This window comes from Prescottella subtropica, assembly GCF_005434945.1.
Classification (GTDB): domain Bacteria; phylum Actinomycetota; class Actinomycetes; order Mycobacteriales; family Mycobacteriaceae; genus Prescottella; species Prescottella subtropica.
Map to the genome: position 1 here is coordinate 1 of NZ_SKCH01000006.1, position 26,690 is coordinate 26,690.

Below are 26,690 nucleotides of genomic sequence, written 5' to 3' on the forward strand. Positions count from 1 at the left end.
TACAAGTCGACCGCGTTCCGCCGAAACTCCTCGTCGTAGTGCTTCCTGGCCATGATCTCGATTCTCTCGCTTCCCCAGCATCATGCTGGATTCAGCGTGTCCAAGAACCAGGGGTAAGGCCCATTCGTTTCGCGCTCAACACCCGACCGTGCGAAAGTTGCAAGCGAGGCCGTCCCGAGCAGGCCGAGGCCGGCACGGGCTCCAGGGCGTACCCGACCCGTCGGCTCCATTGAGGCAGCATCCTCAGATCGTGTGTCTTCGAACCCACGGCCTCACCAACCTTCATATCAACTTTCAGCATACTCAGCTCCTGTTAATCGTTGACAGATCTTGCTGGATGCAGTTCCATGGAGATGGACAAGAAGTACACGAAGGGTCCGACATCCATGGGGGAGCCAGTGATGACCAGCAACTATGTGTCGTACACGGACATGTTCACGGCCGCGACCGGGCATTCCCCCTACCCATATCAGGAACGTGTCGCCGCCGGCGACTCTCTTCCCGAGGTCATCGACGTCCCCCCTGGATACGGGAAGACAGCAGCGGCCGTGCTGGCGTGGTTGTGGTTCCGCCAGTTCCATCCGGATTCCGGTGCCCGGAACCGCACCGCTCGGCGCCTCGTCGTCGCACTTCCCATGCGGACGTTGACCCGTCAGACGGTCGACGCGGTCGAGAAGTGGCTCACCGATCTCGGTATCGCCGACGACGTCACGGTCGATCTCCTCATCGGCGGTATGACCGATCGGAGCCATCCGTGGCGGATGCGTCCGGACAAGCCTCAGATCATCGTCGGGACCGTCGACATGATCGTCAGCCGCATGCTGATGCGCGGTTACGGCTCCTCCCGCAGTGGCTACCCCGTCGACGCAGGACTCTTCTGGGGTGACTGCCATCTCGTCGTCGACGAGGTCCAACTCGCTGCCGCGTCGACTCGGACAGCACGGCAGATCGCCGCCTTCCAGCAACAGTTCGGCGCCATCCGTACCGGCTTGACCTGTATGAGCGCAACCATCGCCCCTTCCCTGCTCGATACCGTCGACAACCCTTACCCGGCAGCTTCACGCGTGGTCACCCTGTCCACCGAGGACGAGACTCCGGCCCTCCGGAAACGACGGATGGCCACGCGCAGGGTCCGCGAGCTCTCCTTCACCCCAGGAAAATTCAGCGAGTTGGCGGCCTCGATCCTGGAACATCACCGACCGGGCCTGACACTCGTCATCGTCAACACGGTCGCCACAGCGCGCGAATTGCACTCCGCGTTGACCAAGTCGAAGGTCCAGAAAAAGACACCGGTAACGCTGTTGCACAGCAGGTTCCGACCTATCGACCGGGAAGAGTTGGTCACCGACGTCATCACCGATTCGGCTGATCGCATCGTCATCTCGACGCAGGTCGTCGAAGCCGGCATGGACCTCGATGCCCGCACCCTCATCACAGAGGCCGCCCCGTGGCCCTCCCTCATCCAGCGATCCGGGCGTTGCAACCGCGCCGGCATCTACGCCGACGCTGAACTGTGGTGGTTCGCACCCGCGAAGCCGGGACCGTATCCCGCGGACGACATCGCCGCCTCGGTGGCCCAACTACGTGAACTCGAAGACTCGGCGCCGACGAACGAAACACTTCTAGCGTGCCCGGTCCACACCTCCGAACGACGCGTCCAGACGCTACGCCGAGATGACTTCCTGTCCCTGTTCGACACCGCCCCCGACCTCACCGGAAGCGACCTCGACATCGCCCCCTACGTCCGCGATGCAGACGACCTCGACGCCCAACTCGTCTGGATGGACTTCGAGAGCAAACCCGATCCCGACCTGAAACCGCTCCCCCCCGAATACCGCTGTCGTGTCCCGCTGGGGGCGATCAAGGATCTGGTGGATGACGGAGTCAAGGTCTGGTATTTCGAGACCGCCGAACGCCGTTGGCGTTCCCTCGGTTACGCCCGCCGCGCCAGGCCGGGTGAGGTTCTCCTTCTCCGTAGCGAGGATGGTCGCTACCGGACCGATACCGGTTTCGATCCGCGCTCCCACGCTCGGGTTCCACTGCCCGGGATACCTATGGCGGATGATGCCGGCGACCCCGAATCCGAGCCGGTGCTCGACGCCTCCGATGCCGACCCACGATCCGTCTCGGCCACCGGGTGGATCCCCCTCGACCAGCATCTGGAAGAGACCGCGGAAGCTGCGCGTACTCTGACCGCCGATCTCGATCTCGACGACCGGGTCGCGCAGGATCTCGTTCTCGCGGCCCGCCTGCACGATGCCGGGAAGGCTCACGGCACCTGGCAGGCAGCGCTCCGCAGGACTGCAGCAGGTGGCGACGGCCCGGTTCCGTGGGCGAAGTCTCCGGGAACGTCTCGTCGTCTCAGCTATGGCAATGGAATCTCGTCGTTCCGTCACGAAGTCGCCAGCGTCGCACTGCTCGACGGCCCGCTGTCCTCGCTGATCACCGATGCTCACGACCGTGACCTGGTCCGCTATCTCGTCGCGTCCCATCATGGCAAAGCGCGCGTGCAAATCCGCAACACAGACCCGGCCGTCACCGACACGCTGGTCGGGATCTCCGGCGTCGAACCTGCAACGGTCCTTCCCGTGCTGGGGCTGCCCGAAACCCAGTCCGTCCTCGACCTCCGTCCCCTGCGGCCCAGCAACCCTGACGGCACAGCCTCCTGGGAGGACACCGTGGATACCCTGCTGCGCCGATACGGCGTCTTCCGCTTGGCCTATTTCGAGATGCTAGTTCGGGTCGCGGACTGGACAGCCAGCAGCCTCCACACCGGAAAGGCCGACCGATGACAGTGCACGAAATTGCCGGCATCAGGAACCGGTCACTGATGCGGTCGTTGGCCGGCTTGGGGCTGATTCGTGTGTTGTCGGAGCAGGCCGATCCGGGACTGGTGAGTCGGTTCGTCGGCGAGGATCTCCAGATCCGCACCGCTGTCGACGATTTGGCAGTGTGGCTGGTCGACGAGTACTGGCCACGGCCCGTGCTCAGCCCGTGGAACGAAGGTTCCGGGTACGGGGCCAAGGACAAGACCCCCAAGTCGACCCTCGAGCAACTCCTGGCGATCGAAGGCACGCGACTCGCTCGACTTCGGGAGGCCCACCGCATCGTCGCTCCCATCGCCCAACGGGCGCGGGACGAGAAGTGGGGCAAGGACCAGCTGGTACTGGAAATCCGCAACGTATGCCCCGACGAGATGTTGCCGTGGATCAACGCCGCCGTCGTCCTTCTCGGTGACGACGACCTCGCTTTCCCCCCGCTGCTCGGGTCCGGCGGCAACGACGGACGTCTCGATTTCTCGACCAACTACCACCAGCGACTCCTCGAGGTGCTCCCTACATCCGAACGGTTACGGGAAAGCTCGCTCGCCGCCGCACGGGATTTCCTCGAGGGCACCGCGCTGTCCAAACTGAGCCGGGGCACCAGCGGGCAGTTCGACCCCGGGGCCACCGGGACACCGAACTCCTCGACGTACGGTGCAGCGGACGGGTTGGTGAACCCGTGGTCGTTCGTGCTGATGATCGAAGGTGCCACGTGGTTTGCGGCGTCACCTGCTCGCAGACTCGGCATGCAGTCACATACTGCACCCCGGGCCGCGATGACGTTCACCACCTACGGCAGCGCAAACGGCACCCCCACCGGATCCGATGCCGAGGAGAGCCGCGGTGAGGTGTGGGTTCCTTCGTGGGTGAACTGGCTGTCCCTGTCTGCGGTCCAACGGATCTTCACAGAGGGCCGGGCGGTCTGGAACGGACGCATCGCCGTTCAATCCGCGGACATGTATCTCGCAGCCGGAAGTAACGGCGTGTCCGCCGCGATCTCCTCGTTCGACCGCTACAGCCTGCTGAAACGGAACGGATTGTCCTACAGCGCTGTCCGCACCGATACTGTCGACGTCCACTCCGATTCAACTCTCGCACTCGTTGCCGAGGTCGAGACCTGGCCGAATCGTGCGTCAAGTACATCCCGGATGCCGCGGACAGTCCAGGAAGCGGCTCGGGAGTTCGGCCAGGCTCGGATCACTCTCGCGAAGGCCGAGGACGATGCTGCGCGCGCACTATCGCTGCGCCGAATGCTCGCCGGAATCACACGGATCGAGGCAGCTGTCGCCCGTGGAACCCATTCCCGCGCCGCGCTCATTCCCCGTGCGCCTACGCCCGCGAACCACCTGATCGACCTACTGGGCGGGCCATTGCGGTTTCTCCTCGAGGAGGCCGAGTTCCGGATCGCGCTCGGTGTCGCCTCGTTGACGTGGAAAGGCCAGGATGGAAACCGCTCCGGTCACGGTCTGAGGGAATTCCTGCTGCCCGTCACCACCGTATCCGGACGGACAACCTGGACCGAGCATCCCGTGGTCGAAGGTTTCACGCTGCGACCACTCGTCGACGTACTCTCCGACGTTCTCGTACGCCACGTCCTCGACGGTGCCGCCTCATCCACGAACCCGCCGACGACAGGGGTTCGGGGACCGGAATCCGGTATTCCTGTACCGATCGGCGATATTCACGCGTTCAGTCGCGGCGCACTCGACGACCACCTGATTCAGGAATGGATCGAGGCACTCCTCGTGTTCGATTGGCGCGGAATCCGGTCCGGTCGACAGTTCGCTGTCGGCGGTCTCGCGCTCGTCCCGGATCCCCGGTTGGCGTTGTTGGGGCTCCTGCGCGACGGGTTCGGCGCACCGGAGTCGAACGACGGGGCGGCGGGCCGCCGATATGCCCTCACCACCGAGATCGTGGTTCCCCTCGCCCACGATGTCGTCGCGCCGGCAGTCCGGACAGCGCGACAACGACTGCGCCAGTGTGGATTCGGAACTATCACCTCCGATGACGAGACGTCACAAATCTCTGCGGACGGCCGCAGACTAGCCGCCGCACTGCTACCGCGCAGCCACCACAGGAGCACTCTCGACCTGATCGGCTATCCACTCAAACCGCTCACTACCGATACCACCGCACGAGAGGATTCATGATGACCACGACCCCCGCCCGCACCGTGTGGCACTTCGGGCTCGCACCCATCGCCGGAGACCGATTCCAGCCCACCGGTTTTCCCGATCTCGGAGCGGGTGAGTATCGCGGCGCCGATGGGACGAACCGACTGGCTGTCGAATCGGTCCAGTCCCTGAGCAATCATCTCGAGGGAACCACCTGGGACGAGGCTCGACAGGAGCCGACCTCCCCCGTCGCGTCCTTGCCGTATGTACGAGTCGTCGACGACGCCGGCGAATTTCTGACGAGCAGCCGACTCGAGGCCCATCGACTGGCCGGCGCCTACCTTCTCGACGGCAAACTCGATGGCCGCGAGTTCCGAGAGGTACTTGCCGAGCGCTTCGAATTGGTCAAGGGCCGCCCGCTCAACCGAAGAAAGGTCGTCGAGCAGATCTTCGCTCTCGACCCCGTGAGTCTGCTCCACGGCGTGTTCTTCGCGCAGAAGCCCTGGGCATGGCAGCCGCGGGTGCAGAGGGCGGTCACCGCATTCATCGACGCAGACAAGGTCGCGCCCGCGGTGACCGGCGGAGTCAAGAAGGACTCCGTGTACAACGAGTCCGAGGAAGGCCGCGGCTCGAGCGAAGGGTACGGCATGGTGCCACACCACCGGACCGAGTATGTCGCGGACACCATCACCATGCATGTCGTCATCGACAACCAACAGATCCGGTCGTACGGGCTGTCCGATGCGGCCACCGAACTGCTCGTCGCGCTGGCCGAGTGGGAGATTGCCTCGCTTCTCGCCGGTGGACTCCGACTGCGCACCGCGTGCGATCTGACCGTCGTCGACGGCTCACCCGTCCCGGACCTCGCTGCGGCAACCACACGCCTCGAACAGGCGATCGGGGCGGCTTCCGGTGAACTCGGTGAGGTGACGACGGTGACCTGGATCCCGAAGAAGGACAAGAAGGGCAAGTAGCCGTGGGCACCACCCTTTCCATCACTTTCCCACTGGGTCGCTATCACGCGACGCCATGGGACATGGGCGCGAACTCGGGTGCGGTGGAGTGGCCACCGTCTCCATGGCGGATCGCACGGGCACTGCTGGCAGTAGCCCACGAACGATGCCCTGAGATCGCTTCCGATGCGGTCGATGCCGTGCTTGCTCGCCTGGGAAACCCGGCCGCGTACCTCACCCCGGCCAGCGGGCCAGGATCGACACGCCACTACATGGCGGACATGGGGCATCGTTCGGACGAGACCGGCGGCACCAGCCAGGTGCTCGACGCCTTCGTCTCGATCGAGGAGGACGCCCCGCTCCTCATCCATTGGGACACCGAACTGAGTGATTCCGAGACCGACACACTGTCGATGCTGACCACTCGCCTCCCATACTTGGGTAGAAGCGAATCCATCTGCATTGCACGGTTACTCGAATCGCCAGCTACACCAGATGAAAACTGGTGGCGCCTCGGTGAGGGCGGGGCCGTCGAGGAGACCGTCGTACTGGGACTCGACGGCCCACCGAATCGGGCCGTGCTCGAACAGACCACGGAATCTGTCCGGAAAGAGCGTCGGCCCTATCCGGTCGGTACCCGATTGCTGCGATACGGGCGGATCCACTCGACCCTGACCCCCTCAGCCCGTCCCGCCGAATCGCAGTACAACGCGATCCGTTTCCAACTGCACGGCAGCGTCCCCGTTCGCATGAGGAACTTCGTACTTGCTACCGACGCCATGCACGGTCTCGCCCGCAAGCTCATCGACAACCTCGATCCGGAACTGACAGCATCACTCATCGGGAAGGACGGGTCAGGGCCGCGACGATCAGACCATGATCATCTACACATCGGCGTCATTCCTGGACGTACCGATGCAGGACGCCCAACCTCTGTCCGGGACAGCGTGGCATCGCTGGTGTTGTGGACGAAACATCCACTCCCCGATATCGCAGTGTCTGCGATGACATCCCGCCCACAAACCCTACACACCCGCCGTAAAGATCTCGATCAGCACCTACCCTCTCAACGACTGCTGGTATCAGGCATCGGGCATCTCCCGGAACTCGTACCGCCGACGTGGGTAGGCGCCTCTACCGAATGGCGCTCCGAAACCCCGTACCTTCCGGTCCGGCATCGTCACCGCAACCGCACCGACGCCGAGTATCTCCTGGAAGACGTGGCCGCCGAGTGTAAGTATCGCGGTCTACCGGCACCTGTCAGCGCCGAACTGGTCGACGATGACGCAACACGCTCACAGATCGTCGAGTTCCGCCGGCGGCGGATGAACTCCCGCGCATCCGACAATCGCCGCGGCGTCTATATCCGACTGCATTTCGCTGAATCTGTGACCGGGCCTGTGTTCCTCGGAGCGCTCAGCCACTTCGGATTCGGCCAGTTCGTCGCTGATCGTTAGCGTCCAGGACAGGTCCCCGATACACCACTGCCCGGCCCCTGAAACGAGGGGCCGGGCAGTGTGGCTCTACAGAACCGATTCTCAGCCGAGCAGCGCGTCGACGAACGCCGCGGGCTCGAAGGGCGCGAGGTCGTCGGCGCCCTCACCGAGTCCGACCAGTTTCACGGGGACACCGAGTTCGTGCTGGACCTGGAAGACGATGCCGCCCTTGGCGGTGCCGTCGAGTTTGGTGAGGACGACACCGGTGATGTCGACGACGTCGGCGAACACGCGGGCCTGCATGAGGCCGTTCTGTCCGACGGTGGCGTCGAGGACGAGGAGGACGTCGTCGACGGCGGCCTTCTTCTCGACGACCCGCTTGACCTTGCCGAGCTCGTCCATGAGACCGGTCTTGGTGTGCAGGCGGCCGGCCGTGTCGATGAGGACGACATCGACACCGTCCTCGATGCCCTTCGCGACCGAGTCGAATGCGATCGCAGCCGGGTCGCCGCCCTCCTTGCCGCGCACCACCTCGGCACCGACACGCTCGGCCCACGTCTGCAGCTGGTCGGCGGCGGCGGCACGGAACGTGTCCGCGGCACCGAGCAGCACACGACGACCGTCGGCGACCAGGACACGCGCCAGCTTTCCGGTGGTGGTGGTCTTGCCGGTGCCGTTCACGCCGACCACCAGCAGCACCGCCGGATGATCACCGTGCGGCAGCGCATGGATCGACCGATCCATCTGCGGCTGCAGCTCCTCGATCAGCACCTCACGCAGCAGGGCGCGGGCATCGGCCTCCGTGCGGACACCGCGGGCCGCCATCTCCTGACGCAGCCGCTCGACGACCTTCGTGGTGGTGGCGGTGCCGAGGTCCGCGATCAGCAGCGTGTCCTCGACCTCCTCCCACGAATCCTCGTCCAGGTCACCGCCACCGAGCAGACCCAGCAGGGACTTGCCGACCGCGTTCTGCGACCGCGACAGCCGTCCACGCAGCCGATCCAGACGGCCCTCGGTGGGCTCGATCTCCTCGATCGCCGGGGCCGGGGTCGGGGCCGGAACGACCTCCGGTTCGGGCTCCACCACGACCGGCTCGACAACGACCGGTTCCTCGACCACAGGCTCCGGCTCGACGACCGGCTTCTCGACCACCGGCTCCGGCGCGGCGGGTGCCTCGGGCTCGACGACGGGTGCTGCCTCGTCGACGACCGGTTCTGGCTCTACAACAGGTTCCGGCTCGACGACAGTCTCTTCGACCACGGGCTCCGGCGGGGCCACGGGCTCCGGTTCGACGACCGGTTCCGGTTCCACGACCGGCTCGGGCGCCGGCTTCTCGACCACCGGCGGAACCACCGGCGGCGCGACCGGCGGCGCGGTGGCCGTGGGGCCCTGGCTGAAGTTGAATCCGCCGCCGGCTTGGTAGCCACCCGAGCGGTCCTTGGGCTTCTCGAGTTCGGGCTGCTGTTCGGGGGCGGTGAGGGTGATGCGGCGGCGCCGCGACACGATCAGGCCGACGACGAGCGCCACGAGGAGGACGGCCAGTACGGCCGCTATTGCTATCCAGGCTCCGGTAGTCACCCACACATCCTGTCAGGCGGTCCGGGTGCCGGTCAGCCCGACGCGGTCAGGTCGTGTCCGCGTAGTCGCTGCGAGATGACGGTGGTGATGCCGTCGCCGCGCATGCTGACGCCGTAGAGGGCGTCGGCGACTTCCATGGTCGGCTTCTGGTGGGTGATGACGATCAGTTGGGATTTCTCCCGTAGTTCCTCGAACAGTCCGATGAGCCGGCGCAGGTTGGTGTCGTCGAGGGCGGCTTCGACCTCGTCCATGACGTAGAACGGGGACGGTCGGGCCTTGAAGATCGCGACGAGCATGGCGACGGCGGTGAGGGATTTCTCGCCGCCGGACAGCAGGGAGAGTCGTTTGACTTTCTTGCCGGGTGGGCGGGCTTCGACGTCGATGCCGGTGGTGAGCATGTCCGACGGGTCGGTGAGGACGAGTCGGCCCTCGCCGCCGGGGAACAGGGTGGCGAACACGTCGACGAATTCGCGTTCGACGTCGGTGTAGGCGTCGGTGAACAGTTGCAGGATGCGGGCGTCGACGTCGGCGACCACCCCGAGGAGGTCCTTGCGGGCGTTCTTGACGTCTTCGAGTTGGGTGGACAGGAACGTGTAGCGCTCCTCGAGGGCCGCGAACTCCTCCAACGCGAGCGGGTTGACCTTGCCGAGGGTCGCGAGGTCCTTCTCGGCGCGTTTCGCGCGACGTTCCTGGGTGGCCCGGTCGTACGGGACGGGGGCGGGGCGGACGACCTGTTCGCCGCGGTCGCGGGCCTGCTCGTATTCGGTGATTTCGAGTTCGGACGGCGGCAGCGGCACGTCGGGCCCGTATTCGGTGACGAGGTCGTCGGGGGCGATCGCGTACTGCTCGGTGATCGTGGTCTCGAGTTGTTCGATGCGCAGTGCCGCCTGGGCGCGGGCCACCTCGTCGCGGTGGACGGTGTCGGTGAGCGACGCCATCTGCGCCGTCAACTGCCGCACCTGTTCGCGGACGGTTTCGACCTGTTCGGTGTGGACGGCCCGCAGCCGGGTGAGTTCGTCGCGGTGCGCGGTGGCGTCCGCCACCACCTGGTCGAGCCGGGCCGCGACTGTCCGGCCGGCCTCGGCGACGGCGGCGGCGACACCGGCGGCGGCCTGCCGGGCCCGTAGCGCCCGCTCGGCTCGGGAGCGTGCCTCGCGTTCGGCCTGCGCGGCGCGGCGCAGCGTATCGGCTCTGCCGCGGACCGATTCGGCGCGTTCCTCGGCGGTGCGGACGGTGAGCCGGGCCTCGATCTCGACGGCCCGCACCTCGGCGAGGGCCGCGGCGGTGGTCTCCCGTTCGATGTCGGTGTCGACGCCTGGTGTGTCCCGGTCGTCGGTGCCGGTCTCGTTCTCGGCGCGGCGCAGGCGTTCCTCGAGGTCGGCGAGCGCGGTCAGGGTCTCGTCGCGCCGCGTCTCGGCGGTGTCGCGTTGGGTGACGAGCCGGTCCGTCTCGGCCCGCGCCACCCGCACGGCGTGTCCGAGCCGGCCCAGCCGGTCGTAGATCGTGGTCAGGGCGGTGTCGGATTCGTGGAGGGCGGCGAGGGTCTGTTCGGCGATCTCGGCGCGGTCGGTGTGTTCGGCGTCGGCCCCGGCGAGTGCGGCCGCCAGTTCCTCGGCGCTGCGCCGGGCGTCGGTGAGGGCGGTGGTGGACGCGTCGATCGCGGCCTGGACTTCGAGGGTGCTCGGGCGCCGTTCGGTGCCGCCGACCATCCAGCCGGGCCCGATCAGGTCGCCGCCGCGGGTGACGGCCCGCACGGCCGGCGTCTCCTCCAGCAGGGCGGCGCCGTCGGTGAGGGTGGCGACGACGGCCACCCCGCCGAGCAGGGCGCCGATGCCGGACCGCAGTCCGCCGGGGCAGGTGACGACGTCGACGAGCCACCGCGCACCGTCCGGTAGGACGGAATCCGGTGCAGGCGAATCATTCTCGACGGGGAACAACAGCGCCGCCCGGCCCCCGTCGCCGGCGGCGAGGGCGTCGAGTGCGACGGCGGCGGCCGCCGCGGTGTCGGCGGTGAGCGCGTCGGCGGCCGGTCCGAGGACCGCCGCGACGGCCGTCTCGAATCCGGGTTCGACCCGCAGTTGTCCGGCGACCGGGCCGGTGATGCCGCGGCCGTCGTGGTGGTCGCGCAGCCACGCGGCGCCGTCGCCCCGGTCGAGGCCGATCGCGAGCGCGTCGATGCGGGCGGTCAGCGACGCCACCTGCTGTCCGGCGTCGCGTTCGGCGGCCCGCAGTTCGGTGACCCGGGCGGTGACGAGTTCGAGTGCGGCGACGGCACGTTCGTGCTGCTCGTCGAGTCCGACCTCGGCCGCTTCCAGTTCGCCGGCGGCGGTGTGGGCGTCGTCGAACTCGGTCCGGGTGAGGTCGCCGCGCCGGCGGGCGTCGGCGAGCGCGGTGTCGAGGCGGGTGACGTCCGCGGCGGCGGAGTCGGCCCGGGAGCGCAGGGTGTCGACCTGACCGGTGAGCCGGGCCAGGCCCTCCCGCCGGTCGGCGACCGCCCGCACCGCGGCCAGGTGGGCGCGTTCGGCGTCCGCGGCCGCTTCTTCGCGGTCGGCGAGTTGTTCGCGGGCGGCGTCGAGCATGCCCCGGGCCTCCTCGACGGCCGCGACGAGTTCGGTCTCCTCGAGTGCGAGACGGTCGGCGCGGGCCTCCATCTCGTCGGGGTCCTGGCCGCGTCCGGTCGGCGGCTCCGCCTCGAGATGCCGGGCCCGTTCGGCCGCGATCCGGACGGTGGCGTCGACGCGTTCGGCGAGCGCGGAGAGCTGGAACCAGGTCTGCCCGGCGGCGTCGGCCTGCGGGGCGAGCCGGGCGAGGGAGCGCTCGTGGCCGCCGAGTTCGGCGGTGGCGGTGTCGAGGGCGACCGCCACCGTCTGCTGCTGTTCGCGGACCAGTTTCTCGTCGCGGCTCTGGTCGGCCAGTTCGGTGCGGCGGGTGACGAGGTCGTCGGCGGCCAGCCGCAGCCGGGCGTCGCGCAGGTCGGCCTGCACGGTCTGGGCGCGACGCGCCACCTCCGCCTGTCGGCCGAGCGGTTTGAGCTGGCGGCGCAGTTCGGCGGTGAGGTCGGTGAGCCGGGCCAGGTTGGCAGCCATCGCGTCGAGCTTGCGGACCGCTTTCTCTTTGCGTTTGCGGTGTTTGAGGACGCCGGCGGCCTCCTCGATGAACGCGCGGCGTTCCTCGGGGCGGGATTCGAGGATCGCCGCCAGCTGGCCCTGCCCGACGATGACGTGCATCTCGCGGCCGATACCGGAGTCGGACAGCAGTTCCTGCACGTCCATGAGCCGGCAGGCGCTGCCGTTGATCTCGTATTCGCCGGCGCCGTCGCGGAACATGCGGCGGGTGATCGACACCTCGGAGTAGTCGATGGGCAGGGCTCCGTCGGAGTTGTCGATCGTGAGGGTCACCTCGGCGCGGCCGAGGGCGGTCCGGCCCGCGGTGCCGGCGAAGATGACGTCCTGCATCTTGCCGCCGCGCAGCGCCTTGGCGCCCTGCTCCCCCATCACCCAGGTGAGGGCGTCGACCACGTTCGACTTGCCGGAGCCGTTCGGGCCGACGACACACGTGATGCCCGGCTCGAACCGCAGAGTCGTCGCGGACGCGAAGGATTTGAAGCCCTTCAACGTCAGACTCTTCAGATGCACGACGGTCGATCCTACCGGCAGCTCAACGCTCGACGAACCCGGTGAGGCCCCCACGCGGCGCGTCGAAATGTTCGACGACGAGCGACACCGTGCCCGGGGTCTCCCCCGACCGGAGCAGCGCCAGCAGGCGGTCGAGACGCTCCCGCGGTCCTTCCGCGATCACCAGTACCCGCCCGTCGGCGTGGTTGGTGGCGTGCCCGACGAGCCCGAATTCGAGGGCGCGGGCCCGCGTCCACCACCGGAATCCGACGCCCTGGACATGCCCGTGGACCCAGGCGGTGAGACGTTCGGGGGATGTTCCCACGCGGTTCAGTCCCGCGTGACGTGCAGGGTCACCTTCGTGCCGGCCTTCAACGTGCGGCCGACGGTGCACACCTTGTCGACGGAGCGTTCGACGAGGGCGACGAGGCGTTCCTGGGCGTCGGCGTCGAGTTCGCTGAGGTCGAGTTCGAGGGTTTCCTCGAGGTGCGGATACACCTCGTTGTCGCGGTCGGCGGCGCCGGAGACGCGGATGGTGGCGTCGTAGTCGTCGCCGAGGCGGCGGGACAGCGGGAAGTCGGAGCTCATGCCGGAGCAGGCGGCGAGGGCGATCTTGAGGAGTTCACCGGGGGTGAAGACGCCGTCGACCGACTCGGAGCCGATGCGGACCTCGGCGCCGCGGGAGCTGTGTCCGGTGTAGAGGCGGGTGCCGGTGCGTTCGACCCACAGTTCGGTGGGGGCGGGGCTCTGTTCAGTCACGGGTGCTGATCCTGCCATCCGTATCCGACGCGACCGGCGGCTCCCACACCTGGACACCGGTGATCTCGGGGAGTTCGTCGCGGTGGTAGGTGGGGTCCTGGCCGGCGGCCTTCTGCGTGCTGTAGTGACGGAACAGCAGGAACGCGACACCGGACAGCGGTAGCAGTGCGGCGAGGTTGACGGTCGCCATGACGCCCATGACGAGGTCGGCCAGGCCCCACACCAGCGGGACCGAGCCCATCGCACCGGCGAACACGCACACCAGGACGAGGACACGGAACCAGGTGATGACGCGGCGCGACGTGGTGAGGAACTCGATGTTCGTCTCGCCGTAGTAGTAGTTGCCGATCACCGACGTGAACGCGAGGAAGAAGATCGCGACGGTCAGGAAGTGGATGGTCCAGCCGCCGAGCTGCGCGGCGAGGGCGTTCTGGGTGAGGGACGCACCGGCGCGGGTGCCGTATTCGGGGTCCGACAGCAGGATGATGAAGGCGGTGGCCGTGCACACGAGCAGCGTGTCGAAGTACACGCCGAGGCTCTGCACGAGACCCTGTTTGACGGGGTGCGACACGGCGGCGGTGGCGCCCGCGTTGGGGGCCGATCCCATGCCGGCCTCGTTGGAGAACAGGCCGCGGCGGATGCCGTTCATGAAGGCGGCCGCGAACCCGCCGGTCACCACTTCCTGGATGCCGAACGCGTTCTCCACGATCAGCCGGAACATGCCGGGCACCTCCGTGACGTTGAGGGCCACCACGATCAGCGCCATGAGGATGTAGGCGCCGGCGACGATCGGGACGACGATGCTCGACACCGTGGAGATGCGTCGGACACCGCCGAAGATGACGGCTGCCGTCAACGCCGCCACCACCAGGCCGACGACGATCGCGGCACCGGAGCCGTCGGTGTCGAGGGACGTGTTCACGGCGTCGACGATCGAGTTGGTCTGCACCGCGTTGAACACGAACCCGTAGGTGACGGTGATGACCACCGCGAACAGCACACCCATCCAGCGTTTCCGCAGGCCGTGCAGCATGTAGTAGGCCGGGCCGCCGCGGAAGCCGCCGTCCTTGTCGCGCACCTTGTACAGCTGGGCGAGGGTGGATTCGATGAATGCACTGGATGCGCCCAGGATCGCCATGACCCACATCCAGAACACGGCGCCCGGCCCGCCGACGCTGATCGCGATCGCGACGCCGGCGATGTTGCCGGTGCCGACGCGGGACGCCGCGGATATCGAGAACGCCTTGAACGCCGAGATGCCCTTGCTGCCGTCCGGCAGGGTTTCGGCACCCTCGACGACCGACCGCAGCATGTCCGGCAGCAGCCGGATCTGCACGAACCGTGAGCGCACCGTGAAGTACAGTCCCAGCCCCACCAGCAGAACGATGACGACGTACCAGTAGGTGTCGTTGACGTTCCCGATCAGATCGACGAGTGAATCCACCTGAAAACTATCGCCGACGATCGCCGTCGACCGCCACCCGCGTACCGATCGGTTTGTTTCATGCCTGGAACCGGTACCCCATTCCGGTCTCGGTGAGCAGGTGCCGCGGCTTCGACGGATCCCGCTCGAGTTTGCGTCGCAACTGGGCGAGGTAGACGCGCAGGTAGTGGGTTTCGGTGGCGTACGCCGGACCCCACACCTCGCGCAGCAGTTCCTTCTGTCCGACGAGTTTGCCCTTGTTGCGGACCAGCATCTCGAGCATCCCCCACTCGGTGGGCGTCAGATGCACCTCGGCCTCGTCGCGGGTGACCTTCTTCGCGGCGAGGTCGACGGTGAACGTGTCGGTGACGACGACGGGTTCACCGGTCTCGGCGGCTGCGGCGCCGCGCCGGACCGCGGCCCGCAGCCGGGCCAGGAACTCGTCCATCCCGAACGGTTTGGTCACGTAGTCGTCGGCGCCCGCGTCGAGGGCCTCCACCTTGTCCGACGAATCGGTGCGCGCCGACAGCACGATCACCGGGGCGGTGCACCAGCCACGCAGTCCCGCGAGGACCTCGATGCCGTCGAGGTCGGGCAGGCCGAGGTCGAGGACGATCACCTCGGGATGTTTCTCGGCGGCGGCCCGCAGTGCCGCCGCCCCGGTCGACGCCGTCGTCACCTCGTAGCCGCGGACGCTCAGATTGATCCGCAGGGCCCGCAGGATCTGCGGCTCGTCGTCGACCACCAGTACCCGGGTCATCGGGCTCCCTTCTCGCCGTCGGCCGGGCAGGCCGCCAGTTCCACCATCATCGTCAGTCCACCACCGGGGGTGTCGGTCGCGCCGACGGTGCCGCCCATCGCCTCCACGAATCCCTTCACCACCGACAGTCCCAGCCCCACCCCGCTGGTGTTGTCGCGGTCCCCGAGTCGCTGGAACGCGTCGAACATCTGCTCGTCGGCGCCGGGCGGCAGTCCCGGCCCGGTGTCGGCGACGGTGATCGTCATCCGGTCCCCGGCCCGCGCCGCCCCGATCCGCACCGGCTCGTCCGGCGCATACCGCAGCGCGTTGTCGACGAGGTTCGCGATCACCCGTTCGAGCAGACCGGCGTCGGCCATCACGGTGGCGCCGCCGACCTCCACCTTCACCTGGTCCCGCACCCGGCGCGCCGTCCCGGGGCCGCCGTAGCCGACGCCGACGAGGGCGCGGTGCACCACTTCCTCGAGGTACACCCGGCGCAGTGTCGGGGTGACGACGCCCGCCGCGAGCCGCGACGAGTCGAGCAGGTTCCCGACGAGCGCGGTCAGCTGGTCGGCGGACTCCTCGACGGTGGCGAGCAGCTCCGCGGTGTCCTCGGGCGAGAATTCGATGTCGTCGCTGCGCAGACTCGACACGGCGGCCTTGACGGCGGCGAGCGGGGTACGCAGGTCGTGGCTGACCGCCGACAGCAGCGACCGGCGCAGCCTGTCCGCCTCGGCCAGGGCCTGCGCCTGGCCGGCCTCCTCGGCGAGTTGCCGCTGCCGGATCAGCCCGACGGCCTGATTGGTGACCGCGTAGAGCACCTTGCGGTCGCGGGCGCCGAGTTCGCTGCCGGCGAGCAGCAGCGTGTACTCGCCGTCGCTCGACTCGCACACGGTGTCGGCGGCGTCGACGGCGGCCGGCGGCGTCGTGCCCGCGGCACTGATGACGCCGTCCCGGCGGTGCACGACGCTGACACCGTGCTGCGCGTAGGTTTCGCGCACCTTCTCGAGCAGTGCCGGCAGGTCGGCGCCGCGCAGCACCGACCCGGCGAACAGTGCCAGCAGTTCCGCCTCCTGCGACGCCCGCCGCGCTTCCCGGGCCCGTTCGGCGGAGGCGTCGACGAGGACCGCGACGGCAACCGCGACGACCAGCAGCACCATCGTGGTGATGAAGTTCTCCGGCTGCGCGATCGTGAAACTGTAGAGCGGGCTGGTGAAGAAGTAGTTGAGCAGCAGCCCGGAGATGAGCGCCGACAGGATCGCCGGCCCGATCCCGCCGAGCAACGCGACGGCCAGCACCACGACGAAGAACAGCGCGTTCTGCCCGCCGACCCCGGCGTACCGGTCGACGACGCCCATGAGGATCGCCGCGACCGCCGGCACCACCACCGCCGCCAGCCACGACACCAGCCGCCGCTCCCCCCGCCCCAGGGCCGAGAGACGCCGGCGGGTCGCGGCCTCGGCATGGGTGACCATGTGGACGTCGATCGTCCCGGACTGCTGGACGATCGACGCCCCGATGCCCTCGTCGAGGATCCGCGCCCACCGCGACCGCCGGGACGTGCCGATCACCAGTTGGGTGGCGTTCACCTCGCGGGCGAACTCGAGCAGTGTGGTGGGGACGTCGTCGCCGACGACACTGTGGACGCTCGCGCCGATACCGGCGGCGAGCCCGCGCACCTTCCCCATGTCGCCGGCGGACACCCCGGCGAGTCCGTCGCCGCGCACCACGTGCACCACCATCAGTTCCGCGCTGGCCCGGCCCGCGATGCGGCCGGCCCGGCGGATCAGCGTCGCCGACTCGGGGCCACCGGTGACCGCGACGACGACCCGTTCCCGCGCCTCCCACGTGTCGGTGATCCGGTTCTCGGCACGGTACTTCGCCAGCGCCGCATCCACCTGGTCGGCCACCCACAGCAACGCGAGTTCCCGTAGTGCCGTGAGGTTTCCGCGCCGGAAGTAGTTCCGCAGCGCGGCGTCGACCTTGTCCGCCGAGTACACGTTGCCGTGGGAGAGTCTGCGCCGCAACGCCTCCGGGGTGATGTCGACGAGTTCGACCTGCGCCGCCGCGCGGACCACCTCGTCGGGCACCGTCTCGTGCTGCACCACCCCGGTGATCTGCTCGACGACGTCACCGAGGCTCTCGAGGTGCTGCACGTTGAGCGTCGACAGCACGTCGATGCCGGCGTCGAGCAGCTCGTACACATCCTGCCAGCGTTTCTCGTTGCGGCTGCCGGGGGTGTTGGTGTGGGCCAGCTCGTCGACCAGCACCACCGCGGGGCGCCGCGCGATCACCGCGTCGACGTCCAGTTCGGGCATCGCGGTGCCGCGGTACGCGATCAGCGTCGGTGCGACGATCTCGAGTCCCGCGAGCTGTTCGGCGGTGCGGGCGCGGCCGTGGGTTTCCACCACGGCCGCGACCACGTCCCGGCCGCGTGCCAGCCGCCGGTGGGCCTCCCCCAGCATCGCGAACGTCTTGCCGACGCCGGGGGCCGCACCCAGGTAGATCCGCAGCTCGCCGCGTCTCGCCGCGCGGGGCGGGCGCGGCTGCTCGAGGTTGCTCACCCCGTCATCATTCACCCGGTGCCGCCGGGTCGCACCCGGGTGCGGTCAGGTCGAGCGCCACGTTCAGTTCGAGGACGTTCACCCGCGGCTCCCCGAGGAATCCGAACTGCCGGCCCGCGGTGTGCTCGGCGACGAGATCCCGCACCCGGTCCTCGCTCAGTCCGGTGGCCTGCGCGACGCGCGGCACCTGCAGGGCCGCGTACTCGGGCGAGATGTGCGGATCCAGGCCTGAGCCGGACCCGGTCACGGCGTCCGTCGGAACCTGTTCGAGGGCAACACCTTCCCGTTCGGCGATCGCAGCACGCCGGGCGTCGACGAACCCGGCGAGGATGTCGCTGCTGGGCCCCTGGTTGGTGGGCAGACCCGCTGCCGGGTCCCCGGCCGCGAACGGGTCACCGTCGGCCACCGAGCCGACGACCCGGTTGTGGAAGAACGGGTCCGGGTCGCCGGCCGGGACCTGTGGGTCCACGCCGAGCCAACGGCTGCCGACGACGCAGCCGGACGCGTCGGTCACCGGTGAGCCCTCCGCGGACCCCGACGAGATCCGGGACACGCCCCACACTGCGGCCGGGTAGGCGACGCCGAGGACGACGGTGAGCGCGAGCAGCACCAGCAGCCCGGCCCACACCTGCTTGAGAAATCCGATTCCGAATCGCATTGCGGTTTCACCCGATTCCAGGGACGAGGCGGACGACGAGGTCGATCAGCCAGATACCGATGAAGGGGGTGAGAACCCCGCCGACACCGTAGATCGACAGGTTGCGGCCCAGCAGCGTCGACGCCGCCGCCGGCCGGTAGCGGACACCGCGCAGCGCCAACGGGATCAGCCCGATGATGACGAGCGCGTTGAAGATCACCGCGGACAGGATCGCGGACTGCGGTGTCGCCAGGTGCATGATGTTGAGCACCCCCAGCTGCGGGTAGATGCCGGCGAACAGGGCCGGCAGGATCGCGAAGTACTTCGCCAGGTCGTTCGCGAGCGAGAACGTGGTGAGCGCGCCGCGGGTGATGAGCAGTTGCTTGCCGATCTCGACGACCTCGATGAGCTTGGTCGGGTCGGAGTCGAGGTCGACCATGTTGCCGGCCTCCTTGGCCGCCGACGTGCCGGTGTTCATCGCGACACCGACGTCGGCCTGCGCGAGCGCGGGCGCGTCGTTGGTGCCGTCACCGGTCATCGCGACGAGCCGGCCGCCCTCCTGCTCGGCGCGGATCCGGTCGAGCTTGTCCTCGGGGGTGGCCTCGGCGATGAAGTCGTCGACGCCCGCCTCCGCGGCGATGGCCCGCGCGGTGAGCGGGTTGTCGCCGGTCACCATGACGGTGCGGATCCCCATCGCCCGCAGTTGCGCGAACCGCTCCGCGATGCCCGGTTTGACGACGTCGGTCAGCGCGATCACGCCGAGTACCGATGCGGTGCCGCGTTCGGCGACCGCCACCACCAGCGGGGTGCCGCCGCCGAGGGCGACCTTCTCCACCGCGGCGGACACCTCCGGGTCGACGACGCCACCGAACCCGGCCACCCAGGCGAGCACCGCATCGCCGGCGCCCTTGCGGATCTGCTGCAGCCCGGTCGCGGCGGCGATGTCGAGGCCGCTCATCCGGGTCTGCGCGGTGAACGGCACGAACTCGGCGGCGCGTTCGAACTCGGCCGGTTCGGTACCCAGCCCGTACCGTTGCGCGCACAACTCGACGATGCTGCGGCCCTCCGGTGTCTCGTCGGCGAGGCTGGACAACCGTGCGGCGGCGGACAGTTCGTCGTCGGAACGTCCCGGCGCCGGGTGCAGGGCGGTGGCCCGGCGGTTGCCGTAGGTGATGGTGCCGGTCTTGTCCATGAGCAGGGTGTCGATGTCGCCGGCTGCCTCGACGGCGCGGCCCGACATGGCCAGCACGTTGCGCTGCACGAGCCGGTCCATGCCGGCGATGCCGATCGCGGAGAGCAGTGCGCCGATCGTGGTGGGGATCAGGCACACCAGCAGTGCGATGAGCTTGACCGGATCCTGCGCCTCGCCGGCGTACTGTCCCATCGGCCCGATCGCGACGACCGCGAGCAGGAAGACGACCGTCAGCGCGGACAGCAGGATGTTCAAGGCGATCTCGTTGGGCGTCTTCTTGCGGGACGCCCCCTCGACGAGTGCGATCATCCGGTCGACGAACGACTGCCCGGGCGCGCACGTGATCTGCACGACGATCCGGTCGGACAGCACGGTGGTGCCGCCGGTGACAGCGCACCGGTCGCCCCCGGATTCGCGGACCACGGGCGCGGATTCTCCGGTGATCGCGGATTCGTCGACAGTCGCGATGCCGTCGATGACGTCACCGTCGCCGGGGACGACCTGACCGGCCTCGACCAGGACGGTGTCGCCGATCTTCAATGTCGTCGCCGACACCTCCTCGACCGCACCGGATGCGGTCAGTCGTCGGGCAACGGTGTCCTGCTTGACTTTCCGTAGGCTCGCAGCCTGCGCCTTGCCGCGCCCCTCGGCGACGGACTCGGCGAGGTTCGCGAACACCACGGTGAACCACAGCCAGACGGCGACGAGCCACGAGAACAGGCTCGGCTGTCCGATCGCCAGGAGCGTCGTGACGATCGACCCGACGAGGACGACGAACATGACCGGGTTGCGCGCCTGGTGGCGCGGGTCGAGCTTGCGCAGCGCACCGGGCAGGGCGGTGAGCAGTTGCCGCGGGCTGAAAAGGCCGGCGGGGACGGGTGTGGGACCGGCGTCGTCCGGGCCGTCGTGCACGGCAGGAGGTTTCGTATCGGTCTGCAGACTCATTGCAAGGCCTCCGAGATCGGCCCGAGTGCGAGGGCCGGGAAGAAGGTGAGGGCCGCGACCAGCACGACGGTGCCGGTGAGCAGTCCCGCGAACATGGGGCCGGACGTGGGCAGGGTGCCCACCCCGGCCGGGGTCTTGCGCTGCGCGGACAGGGATCCGGCGAGCGCGAGGACGAACAGGATCGGCAGGAACCGTCCGAGCAGCATGCACACGCCGAGCGCCGACTGGAACCAGTCGCTGGTCGCGGTGAGACCGCCGAACGCGCTGCCGTTGTTGTTGGACGCCGACGCGAACGCGTACAGCACCTCGGTGAAGCCGTGGATCGCCTGCGGGCTGCCGGGGTCGCCGCTGTTGCCGAGATAGCCGACGGTGGAGCCGAGGACCACGGTGATGCCGGTGCCGATCAGGACCAGGGCCGGCATGACGAGCACGGACAGCGCGGCCAGGGTGATCTCCCGCTGCCCCAGCTTCTTGCCGAGATATTCGGGGGTGCGACCGACGAGCAGGCCACCGACGAACACCGCGATGATCGCGAGGATGAGGATGCCGTACAGGCCGGTGCCGACACCGCCGGGCGCGATCTCCCCGAGCAGCATGTTCAGCAGCACTGCACCGCCACCGAGGGGCGACATGCTGTCGTGGGCGGAATTGACGGCACCGGTGGACGTGCCGGTCGTGGTGACCGCGAACAGGGCGCTGCCGGGGATACCGAACCGGACTTCCTTGCCCTCCATCATCGCGCCGGCCGCGTTCGCGGCGACGCCCCGCGTCCCGGACTCGGCTGCGAGGACGACGGCGAGCATCGCGAACCAGATCGCTGCCATCACACCGAGGAGCGTCAGACCCTGGCGGCGGTCACCGACCATGGTGCCGAAGGTTCGGGTCAGGGCGACCGGGATCAGCAGGATCGCGAGGATCTCCACGATGTTGCTCAGCGGGGTGGGGTTCTCGAACGGGTGCGCCGAGTTGGCGGCCAGGATACCGCCGCCGTTGGTGCCGAGTTCCTTGATGGCCTCCTGCGATGCGACGGGAGCGAGCGCGTTGGCGACGGACGTGCCGTCGAGACCCGTCGACGCGAAACTGCTGTGGAACGACTGGATCACGCCCTGGGACAGCAGGATCAGTGCGATCAGGAACGACAGCGGCAGCAGGATCCGCAGGCAGCCACGGACCAGGTCGACCCAGAAGTTGCCGATCTCCCCGCCGCGGGACACCCGCACGAATCCGCGGATGAGGGCCGCGGCGACCGCCATGCCGACGGCGGCGGACACGAAGTTCTGCACCGCGAGGCCGGCGGCCTGGGTGAGGTGGCTCATCGTGGTCTCGGGGGTGTACGACTGCCAGTTGGTGTTGGCGACGAACGACGCCGCGGTGTTGAACGCGACAGCGGGGCTGACGCCGCCCAGTCCGTTGTTCAGTGGCAGCACCCCCTGAATGCGTTGCAGCACATACAGGAACAGGACGCTGGCTGCGGAGAAGCCGAGGAGGCTGCCGGCATAGCCGTACCACGTCTGTTCGGCGCGGGAGTCGATCCGGCAGAGCCGGTAGAGGACGGATTCGATACGCAGATCCCCGGATCGGAGATCGGTGTCGGTGGTGTAGACCTTGGCCATGTAGTCACCGACCGGGACGTACAAGATCGCGAGGACGGCGACGACCAGCGCGATCTGCAGTCCCGCCGCGAGAGCGGGATTCATAGGGCTGTGACCTTTCGGGGATCCCCGGTGGGATCCGTCGGGGTACTCAGAACCGTTCCGGGTTCAGGAGCGCGATCAGCAGATAGATCACGAGGGCAGCGGCGGCCGCGACGACGGCGACACTCACCGTCCCCGCGACCGTCACCGCACGCTCCGGGACTGCAGTCCGCGCAGCACCAGCGCGCAGACGGTGAACACACCGATGATCAACCCGACATAGGCCAAGTCAGCCATTGCGTTTCCTCTTCCGAGTTCGTGCGCACTGCGAGTCGGCAGCGCGACGCGGCGTCGACCGTCGACGCACTCGGTGAGCGTGCACCCGATCCGGCGCCCCACAGCCGCCCCTGACGCATCGCTGACATCCCGTCCTGCCCCGTTGATGCGATCTTTACGCGGCGGTGAGGCCGGACACCACCGTCCGGTCGGTTCGGCGTCAGCGGCTGCGCAGCGCCCGCACCGAGGCCGGCACCGGGACGTCGTCCGGCACCCGGTCCGCCCGCACCGGTTCGCCGGCCACCGTGCGCAGCGGGACGACACCCGCCCACACGCCGGGGTTCCGATCGCCCTCGCTCGGCGGACCCGAACGCGCCTTGACGGTCCACTGTCCCGGCTCGATCGACAGCGCCAGGGTCAGGGTCGCGGCGAGTTCCTTGCGGGTGGACGCCCGCACCTCGGCGCTGCGACCGGGGATCAGTGCATCGGACAACACCGTGAGTGCGTCCTCCGCCTCGGCGCCGGCAATCGGCTCGAGCTGCCCACGGACCACCGCGGACCGGTAGTTCGCCGACGAATTGAACAGGTTGTCGGCCACCACGATCCCGTCGAGGTGCGTCACGCACAGGCAGGCGGGTGCACCTGCAGCGACGCGTCGCAACGCTCCCGCGCCGGTGGAGCCGTGCAGCAGGATCGCATCACCGATCCGCGCATACAGCATGGGAACCGCCCACGGCAGGCCGTCGACGACGGTGGACAGGGTGCCGACGGCGCCGGCGTCGAGCACCGCGTCGAGTTCGGCGCGGTCGCCGAGAGCGCGGTCGGGGAGTCGTCGGACACGGGTCAGGGCGTCGATCGTTGTCATGGCTCCACCCTGGCCGCAATCCGGTCCGTGATCGAGAGCCGGAATCACCAGAGTTCGAAGACCAGTATTCTGCCCGTCATGCCTCGCACCCGGACGCCCACGACACTGCACCTGACCCTGCCGGACACCCGGGAACCGTTGCGGCGCCGGATCGCCGCTGCCGTCGTCACCGCACTGCGCACCGGGCAACTCGCGGCCGGGGACGCACTGCCCGCCAGTCGGGTGTTGGCCGCGGATCTCGGGGTGTCCCGCGGCGCGGTGGTGGACGCCTACGACGAACTGGTCACGGCCGGCTATGTCGTCGCCCGCGCCGGCGCCGCCACCCGGGTCGCGACCGGGGCCGTCGACGCCGCCCGGGCCGGTGCCGAACCGCACGTCACCGATGTCGCCGGCGCCGCTCGACGCTCCGTTCCCGCCCGCGAACCGTCCGTGGTCGACCTGTCCCCCGGATACCCGGACACCACGCTGATCTCCCCGCGGGACTGGCGATCGGCATGGCGGACGACACTGTCCGACGCCGTCCCGAACGATGCCCCCGGACCGGACCTCCACCTGCGCCTGCGCACCGCCCTGGCCGGGCACCTCCGGCGCACCCGCGGTATCGTCGCCGACCCCGGCGAGATCGTCGTCGTGCCCGGTGTCCTGTCCGCGCTGCGGGCAGTGGTCACCGCGGCCGATCTTCCCGGACGCACCCTGGCGTTCGAGGACCCCGGGTACACCCGTGCCCGGCACCTGTTCGCGTCGACCGGCGTCCGGATCCGTCCGATCCCGGTCGACGACGACGGCCTGTCACCCGACCTGCTCCACGACTCGGACTCCGCCGTGTACTGCACTCCGGCGCACCAGTATCCGATGGGCGGACGGATGCCGGTCGCGCGGCGGGCCGCGCTGCTGGCAGCATCGGCCGACACGGGACGTCTGGTGATCGAGGACGACTACGACGGCGAATTCCGTTACGGTGCAGCAGTGTTGCCGGCGCTACGTTCCCTCGACGGCGGGCGCGACACCGTCGCCTACCTGGGCACCGCGTCGAAGATCGTCTCACCGTCGCTGCGGCTGGCGTGGCTGATCCCACCCGCACCGCTGCTCCCCCGGGTGCGCGACGCACTCGCGGTCAGCGGCGAGACGGTGTCCGGGATCACTGCCGACGCGTTCGCCCGGTTCATCGAATCCGGTGCGCTCACCCGCCATCTGGCGCGGGTGTCCCGGACGTATGCGGCACGCCGGCACGCTGTCGTCGACGCGTTGCGTGCCTACCTTCCCGATGTGGAACCACTCGGCATCGAGGCGGGACTGCACGTCGCGCTGAGGCTGCCCGACGACGTCGACGATACAAAGGTCGCGCAGGAGATCACCCAGCGTGGTGTCCTCGTGCGGTCACTCGACTCGTATCGGACGGACGCCGCCGGACCGCGTGGACTGCTGTGCGGCTATGCCCGCCTACCGGAATCGCAGGCCGACGCCGTCGCGGGCGTGATCGCCGACGTCATCCGCGCGGCCGTGGCTGGCACTTGGGGCAGCTGTACGACGAGCGGTTCATGAACTTCTCGCGGCGGACGGGGGTGCCGCAGCGGGGGCAGGGCAGGTTTTCCTGGCCGTAGGCGTTGAGGGACCGGGCGAAGTGGCCGGACTGTCCGTCGACGTTGACGTAGAGGGCGTCGAAGGAGGTGCCGCCCTGGTCGAGGGCTTCGCGCAGGACGGCGGCGACGGCGTCGAGGAGGCGGTGCAGCCGGGGGCCGGTGATCCGGTCGGTGGGCCGGTTGCCGTGGAGTTCGGCACGCCACAGGGCTTCGTCGGCGTAGATGTTGCCGACGCCGGACACGATCGTCTGGTCGAGCAGAGCTCGTTTGATCTCGGTGTGCTTGCCGCGCAACGTCTTCACGACCCGGTCGGGGTCGAAGCGTGGATCGAGGGGGTCGCGGGCGATGTGTGCGACCGCGTCGGGGAGGTCGGTGCCGTCGACGGTCACCAGGTCGGCGAGCGCCCACCCACCGAACGTGCGCTGGTCGACGAATCGCAGTTCGGTGCCGGAGTCGAGCCGGGCCCGGATGCGCAGATGTTTCTCGTCGGGAACGGTCGGATCCTGGACGAGCATCTGGCCGCTCATCCCGAGGTGCACGACGAGCGCGACATCGTCCGGTTCGAGGACGAGCCACAGGTACTTGCCGCGCCGCCGGGCGGCCGCGACGGTGCGGCCCTCGAGACGGCCGATCAGGTCGGCGGCGCCGGGAAGATGCCGTCGGATCGCCCGCGGATGCAGGACGTCGACGGTATCGATGCCGCGGCCGACGACGTGGGCATCGAGCCCACGCCGTACGACCTCGACTTCGGGAAGCTCCGGCACGGTGTGGTCGAGCGTCTAGCCCTGAACCGTGGAGTCGGCGGCGTCTGCCGACCCCGTCGAACCGGCCGGCTCGGACAGCGCGCTCCACGCGGTGCTGGCCGCCTTCTGCTCGGCTTCCTTCTTCGACCGGCCCACACCGACACCGAGGGGCTCGCCGCCGACGACGACCGTCGCGGTGAACTCCTTGTCGTGGTCGGGTCCGGTCGCGGTGATCTCGTACGCCGGCACCCCGACACCGCGTTCGGCGGTGAGTTCCTGCAGGCTCGTCTTCCAGTCGAGTCCGGCACCGAGCTTGGGGGCCCGAGCGAGCAGGTCCGCGAACAATGCCAGCACCACGGTGCGGGCGGTGTCGATGCCGTGCTGCAGGTGGATGGCGCCGAGCATCGACTCCATACCGTCCGCGAGGATGCTCGGCTTGTCACGCCCGCCGGTCATCTCCTCGCCCTTGCCCAGCAGCAGATGCGCACCGAGTCCGCCCGGACCGAGACCGCGGGCGACCTCGGCGAGCGCATGCATGTTGACGATGCTGGCGCGGATCTTCGCGAGTTCACCCTCGGACTTCTCCGGGTGCGACAGGTAGAGGCATTCGGTGATCGTGATTCCGAGGACCGAATCGCCGAGGAATTCGAGACGCTCGTTGGTGGGCAGCCCGCCGTGCTCGTACGCATACGAGCGGTGGGTGAGCGCCAACGTCAACAGCGAATCATCCAATTGGACGCCGATAGCGGCGAGGAGCGATCCGTGATCCTCCTCGCCGCCGGCGAGTGCTGTATTACTTTTTTTGGTCACAGCGCC

At 68.8% G+C, this 26,690-nt stretch carries 19 protein-coding genes; 5 read left to right on the forward strand and 14 right to left on the reverse strand.

Annotated elements, in window-relative coordinates; genetic code table 11:
• Positions 1–431 precede the first annotated feature (431 nt).
• From cas3g to csb2, 4 genes are read left to right on the forward strand one after another with little or no spacing between them, the layout of a single operon-like run.
• The gene (cas3g, locus tag E0497_RS07925; protein WP_277751673.1) at positions 432–2,792 is read left to right on the forward strand and encodes a type I-G CRISPR-associated helicase/endonuclease Cas3g; all 2,361 of its coding nucleotides are present in this window, start codon (positions 432–434) and stop codon (positions 2,790–2,792) included.
• The gene (gene cas8g1 / locus E0497_RS07930) at positions 2,789–4,972 is read left to right on the forward strand and encodes a type I-G CRISPR-associated protein Cas8g1/Csx17 (RefSeq protein WP_137724256.1); all 2,184 of its coding nucleotides are present in this window, start codon (positions 2,789–2,791) and stop codon (positions 4,970–4,972) included. The genes cas3g and cas8g1 overlap by 4 nt, the downstream gene beginning before the upstream one ends.
• Positions 4,972–5,910 carry a type I-G CRISPR-associated RAMP protein Csb1/Cas7g gene (gene cas7g / locus E0497_RS07935; RefSeq protein WP_241665785.1) on the forward strand — a complete coding sequence of 313 codons (939 nt, stop codon included), beginning with the start codon at positions 4,972–4,974 and terminating at the stop codon, positions 5,908–5,910. The genes cas8g1 and cas7g overlap by 1 nt, the downstream gene beginning before the upstream one ends.
• A 2-nt stretch (positions 5,911–5,912) precedes the next feature.
• Positions 5,913–7,346: a type I-G CRISPR-associated protein Csb2 gene (gene csb2 / locus E0497_RS07940; protein ID WP_161987398.1), complete on the forward strand. Its 1,434-nt coding sequence runs from the start codon at positions 5,913–5,915 to the stop codon at positions 7,344–7,346.
• 81 nt (positions 7,347–7,427) lie between these two features.
• Here csb2 and ftsY read toward each other — a convergent pair whose 3' ends face one another.
• From ftsY to E0497_RS08000, 12 genes are all read right to left on the reverse strand, one after another.
• Complete coding sequence (gene ftsY / locus E0497_RS07945) at positions 7,428–8,903, reverse strand: signal recognition particle-docking protein FtsY (RefSeq protein WP_137724259.1); 1,476 nt, start codon at positions 8,901–8,903, stop codon at positions 7,428–7,430.
• Between the two features lie 32 nt (positions 8,904–8,935).
• Positions 8,936–12,538, reverse strand: coding sequence for a chromosome segregation protein SMC (gene smc / locus E0497_RS07950; protein ID WP_137724260.1), 3,603 nt, complete (start codon positions 12,536–12,538; stop codon positions 8,936–8,938).
• Positions 12,539–12,560: 22 nt separating this feature from the next.
• On the reverse strand, positions 12,561–12,842 hold the full coding sequence (locus E0497_RS07955; protein ID WP_137724261.1) for an acylphosphatase: 282 nt from the start codon (positions 12,840–12,842) through the stop codon (positions 12,561–12,563).
• A 5-nt stretch (positions 12,843–12,847) separates the two neighbouring features.
• Positions 12,848–13,276, reverse strand: coding sequence for an OsmC family protein (locus tag E0497_RS07960; protein WP_241665786.1), 429 nt, complete (start codon positions 13,274–13,276; stop codon positions 12,848–12,850).
• On the reverse strand, positions 13,269–14,720 hold the full coding sequence (locus tag E0497_RS07965; protein WP_137724263.1) for an alanine/glycine:cation symporter family protein: 1,452 nt from the start codon (positions 14,718–14,720) through the stop codon (positions 13,269–13,271). Before E0497_RS07965 ends, E0497_RS07960 begins: the two co-directional genes overlap by 8 nt.
• A 58-nt stretch (positions 14,721–14,778) precedes the next feature.
• Positions 14,779–15,459 (reverse strand): response regulator, encoded by a 681-nt coding sequence (locus E0497_RS07970; protein ID WP_137724264.1) that lies wholly within the window; start codon positions 15,457–15,459, stop codon positions 14,779–14,781.
• Entirely contained in the window at positions 15,456–18,002 is a 2,547-nt protein-coding gene (locus E0497_RS07975) for a sensor histidine kinase (protein WP_137724265.1), read from the reverse strand. The genes E0497_RS07970 and E0497_RS07975 overlap by 4 nt, the downstream gene beginning before the upstream one ends.
• Positions 18,003–18,009: 7 nt before the next feature.
• The gene (locus E0497_RS07980; protein ID WP_137724266.1) at positions 18,010–18,660 is read right to left on the reverse strand and encodes a potassium-transporting ATPase subunit C; all 651 of its coding nucleotides are present in this window, start codon (positions 18,658–18,660) and stop codon (positions 18,010–18,012) included.
• Between the two features lie 7 nt (positions 18,661–18,667).
• Positions 18,668–20,776, reverse strand: a complete 2,109-nt coding sequence (gene kdpB / locus E0497_RS07985) for a potassium-transporting ATPase subunit KdpB (protein ID WP_137724267.1) — start codon at positions 20,774–20,776, stop codon at positions 18,668–18,670.
• Entirely contained in the window at positions 20,773–22,473 is a 1,701-nt protein-coding gene (gene kdpA / locus E0497_RS07990; RefSeq protein WP_137724268.1) for a potassium-transporting ATPase subunit KdpA, read from the reverse strand. Before kdpA ends, kdpB begins: the two co-directional genes overlap by 4 nt.
• Before the next feature lie 46 nt (positions 22,474–22,519).
• Positions 22,520–22,618 carry a K(+)-transporting ATPase subunit F gene (gene kdpF / locus E0497_RS07995; protein ID WP_137724269.1) on the reverse strand — a complete coding sequence of 33 codons (99 nt, stop codon included), beginning with the start codon at positions 22,616–22,618 and terminating at the stop codon, positions 22,520–22,522.
• Between the two features lie 288 nt (positions 22,619–22,906).
• Positions 22,907–23,551: a pyridoxamine 5'-phosphate oxidase family protein gene (locus E0497_RS08000; protein ID WP_137724270.1), complete on the reverse strand. Its 645-nt coding sequence runs from the start codon at positions 23,549–23,551 to the stop codon at positions 22,907–22,909.
• Between the two features lie 78 nt (positions 23,552–23,629).
• Between E0497_RS08000 and pdxR the strand changes: the two genes are divergently transcribed.
• Positions 23,630–25,093: a MocR-like pyridoxine biosynthesis transcription factor PdxR gene (gene pdxR, locus E0497_RS08005; protein WP_137724271.1), complete on the forward strand. Its 1,464-nt coding sequence runs from the start codon at positions 23,630–23,632 to the stop codon at positions 25,091–25,093.
• On the opposite strand, the gene mutM is transcribed toward pdxR, so the two are convergent.
• On the reverse strand, positions 25,038–25,895 hold the full coding sequence (gene mutM, locus E0497_RS08010; RefSeq protein ID WP_137724272.1) for a bifunctional DNA-formamidopyrimidine glycosylase/DNA-(apurinic or apyrimidinic site) lyase: 858 nt from the start codon (positions 25,893–25,895) through the stop codon (positions 25,038–25,040). The genes pdxR and mutM overlap by 56 nt on opposite strands.
• Before the next feature lie 15 nt (positions 25,896–25,910).
• Positions 25,911–26,684 (reverse strand): ribonuclease III, encoded by a 774-nt coding sequence (gene rnc / locus E0497_RS08015; RefSeq protein ID WP_137724273.1) that lies wholly within the window; start codon positions 26,682–26,684, stop codon positions 25,911–25,913.
• Positions 26,685–26,690: the final 6 nt, after the last annotated feature.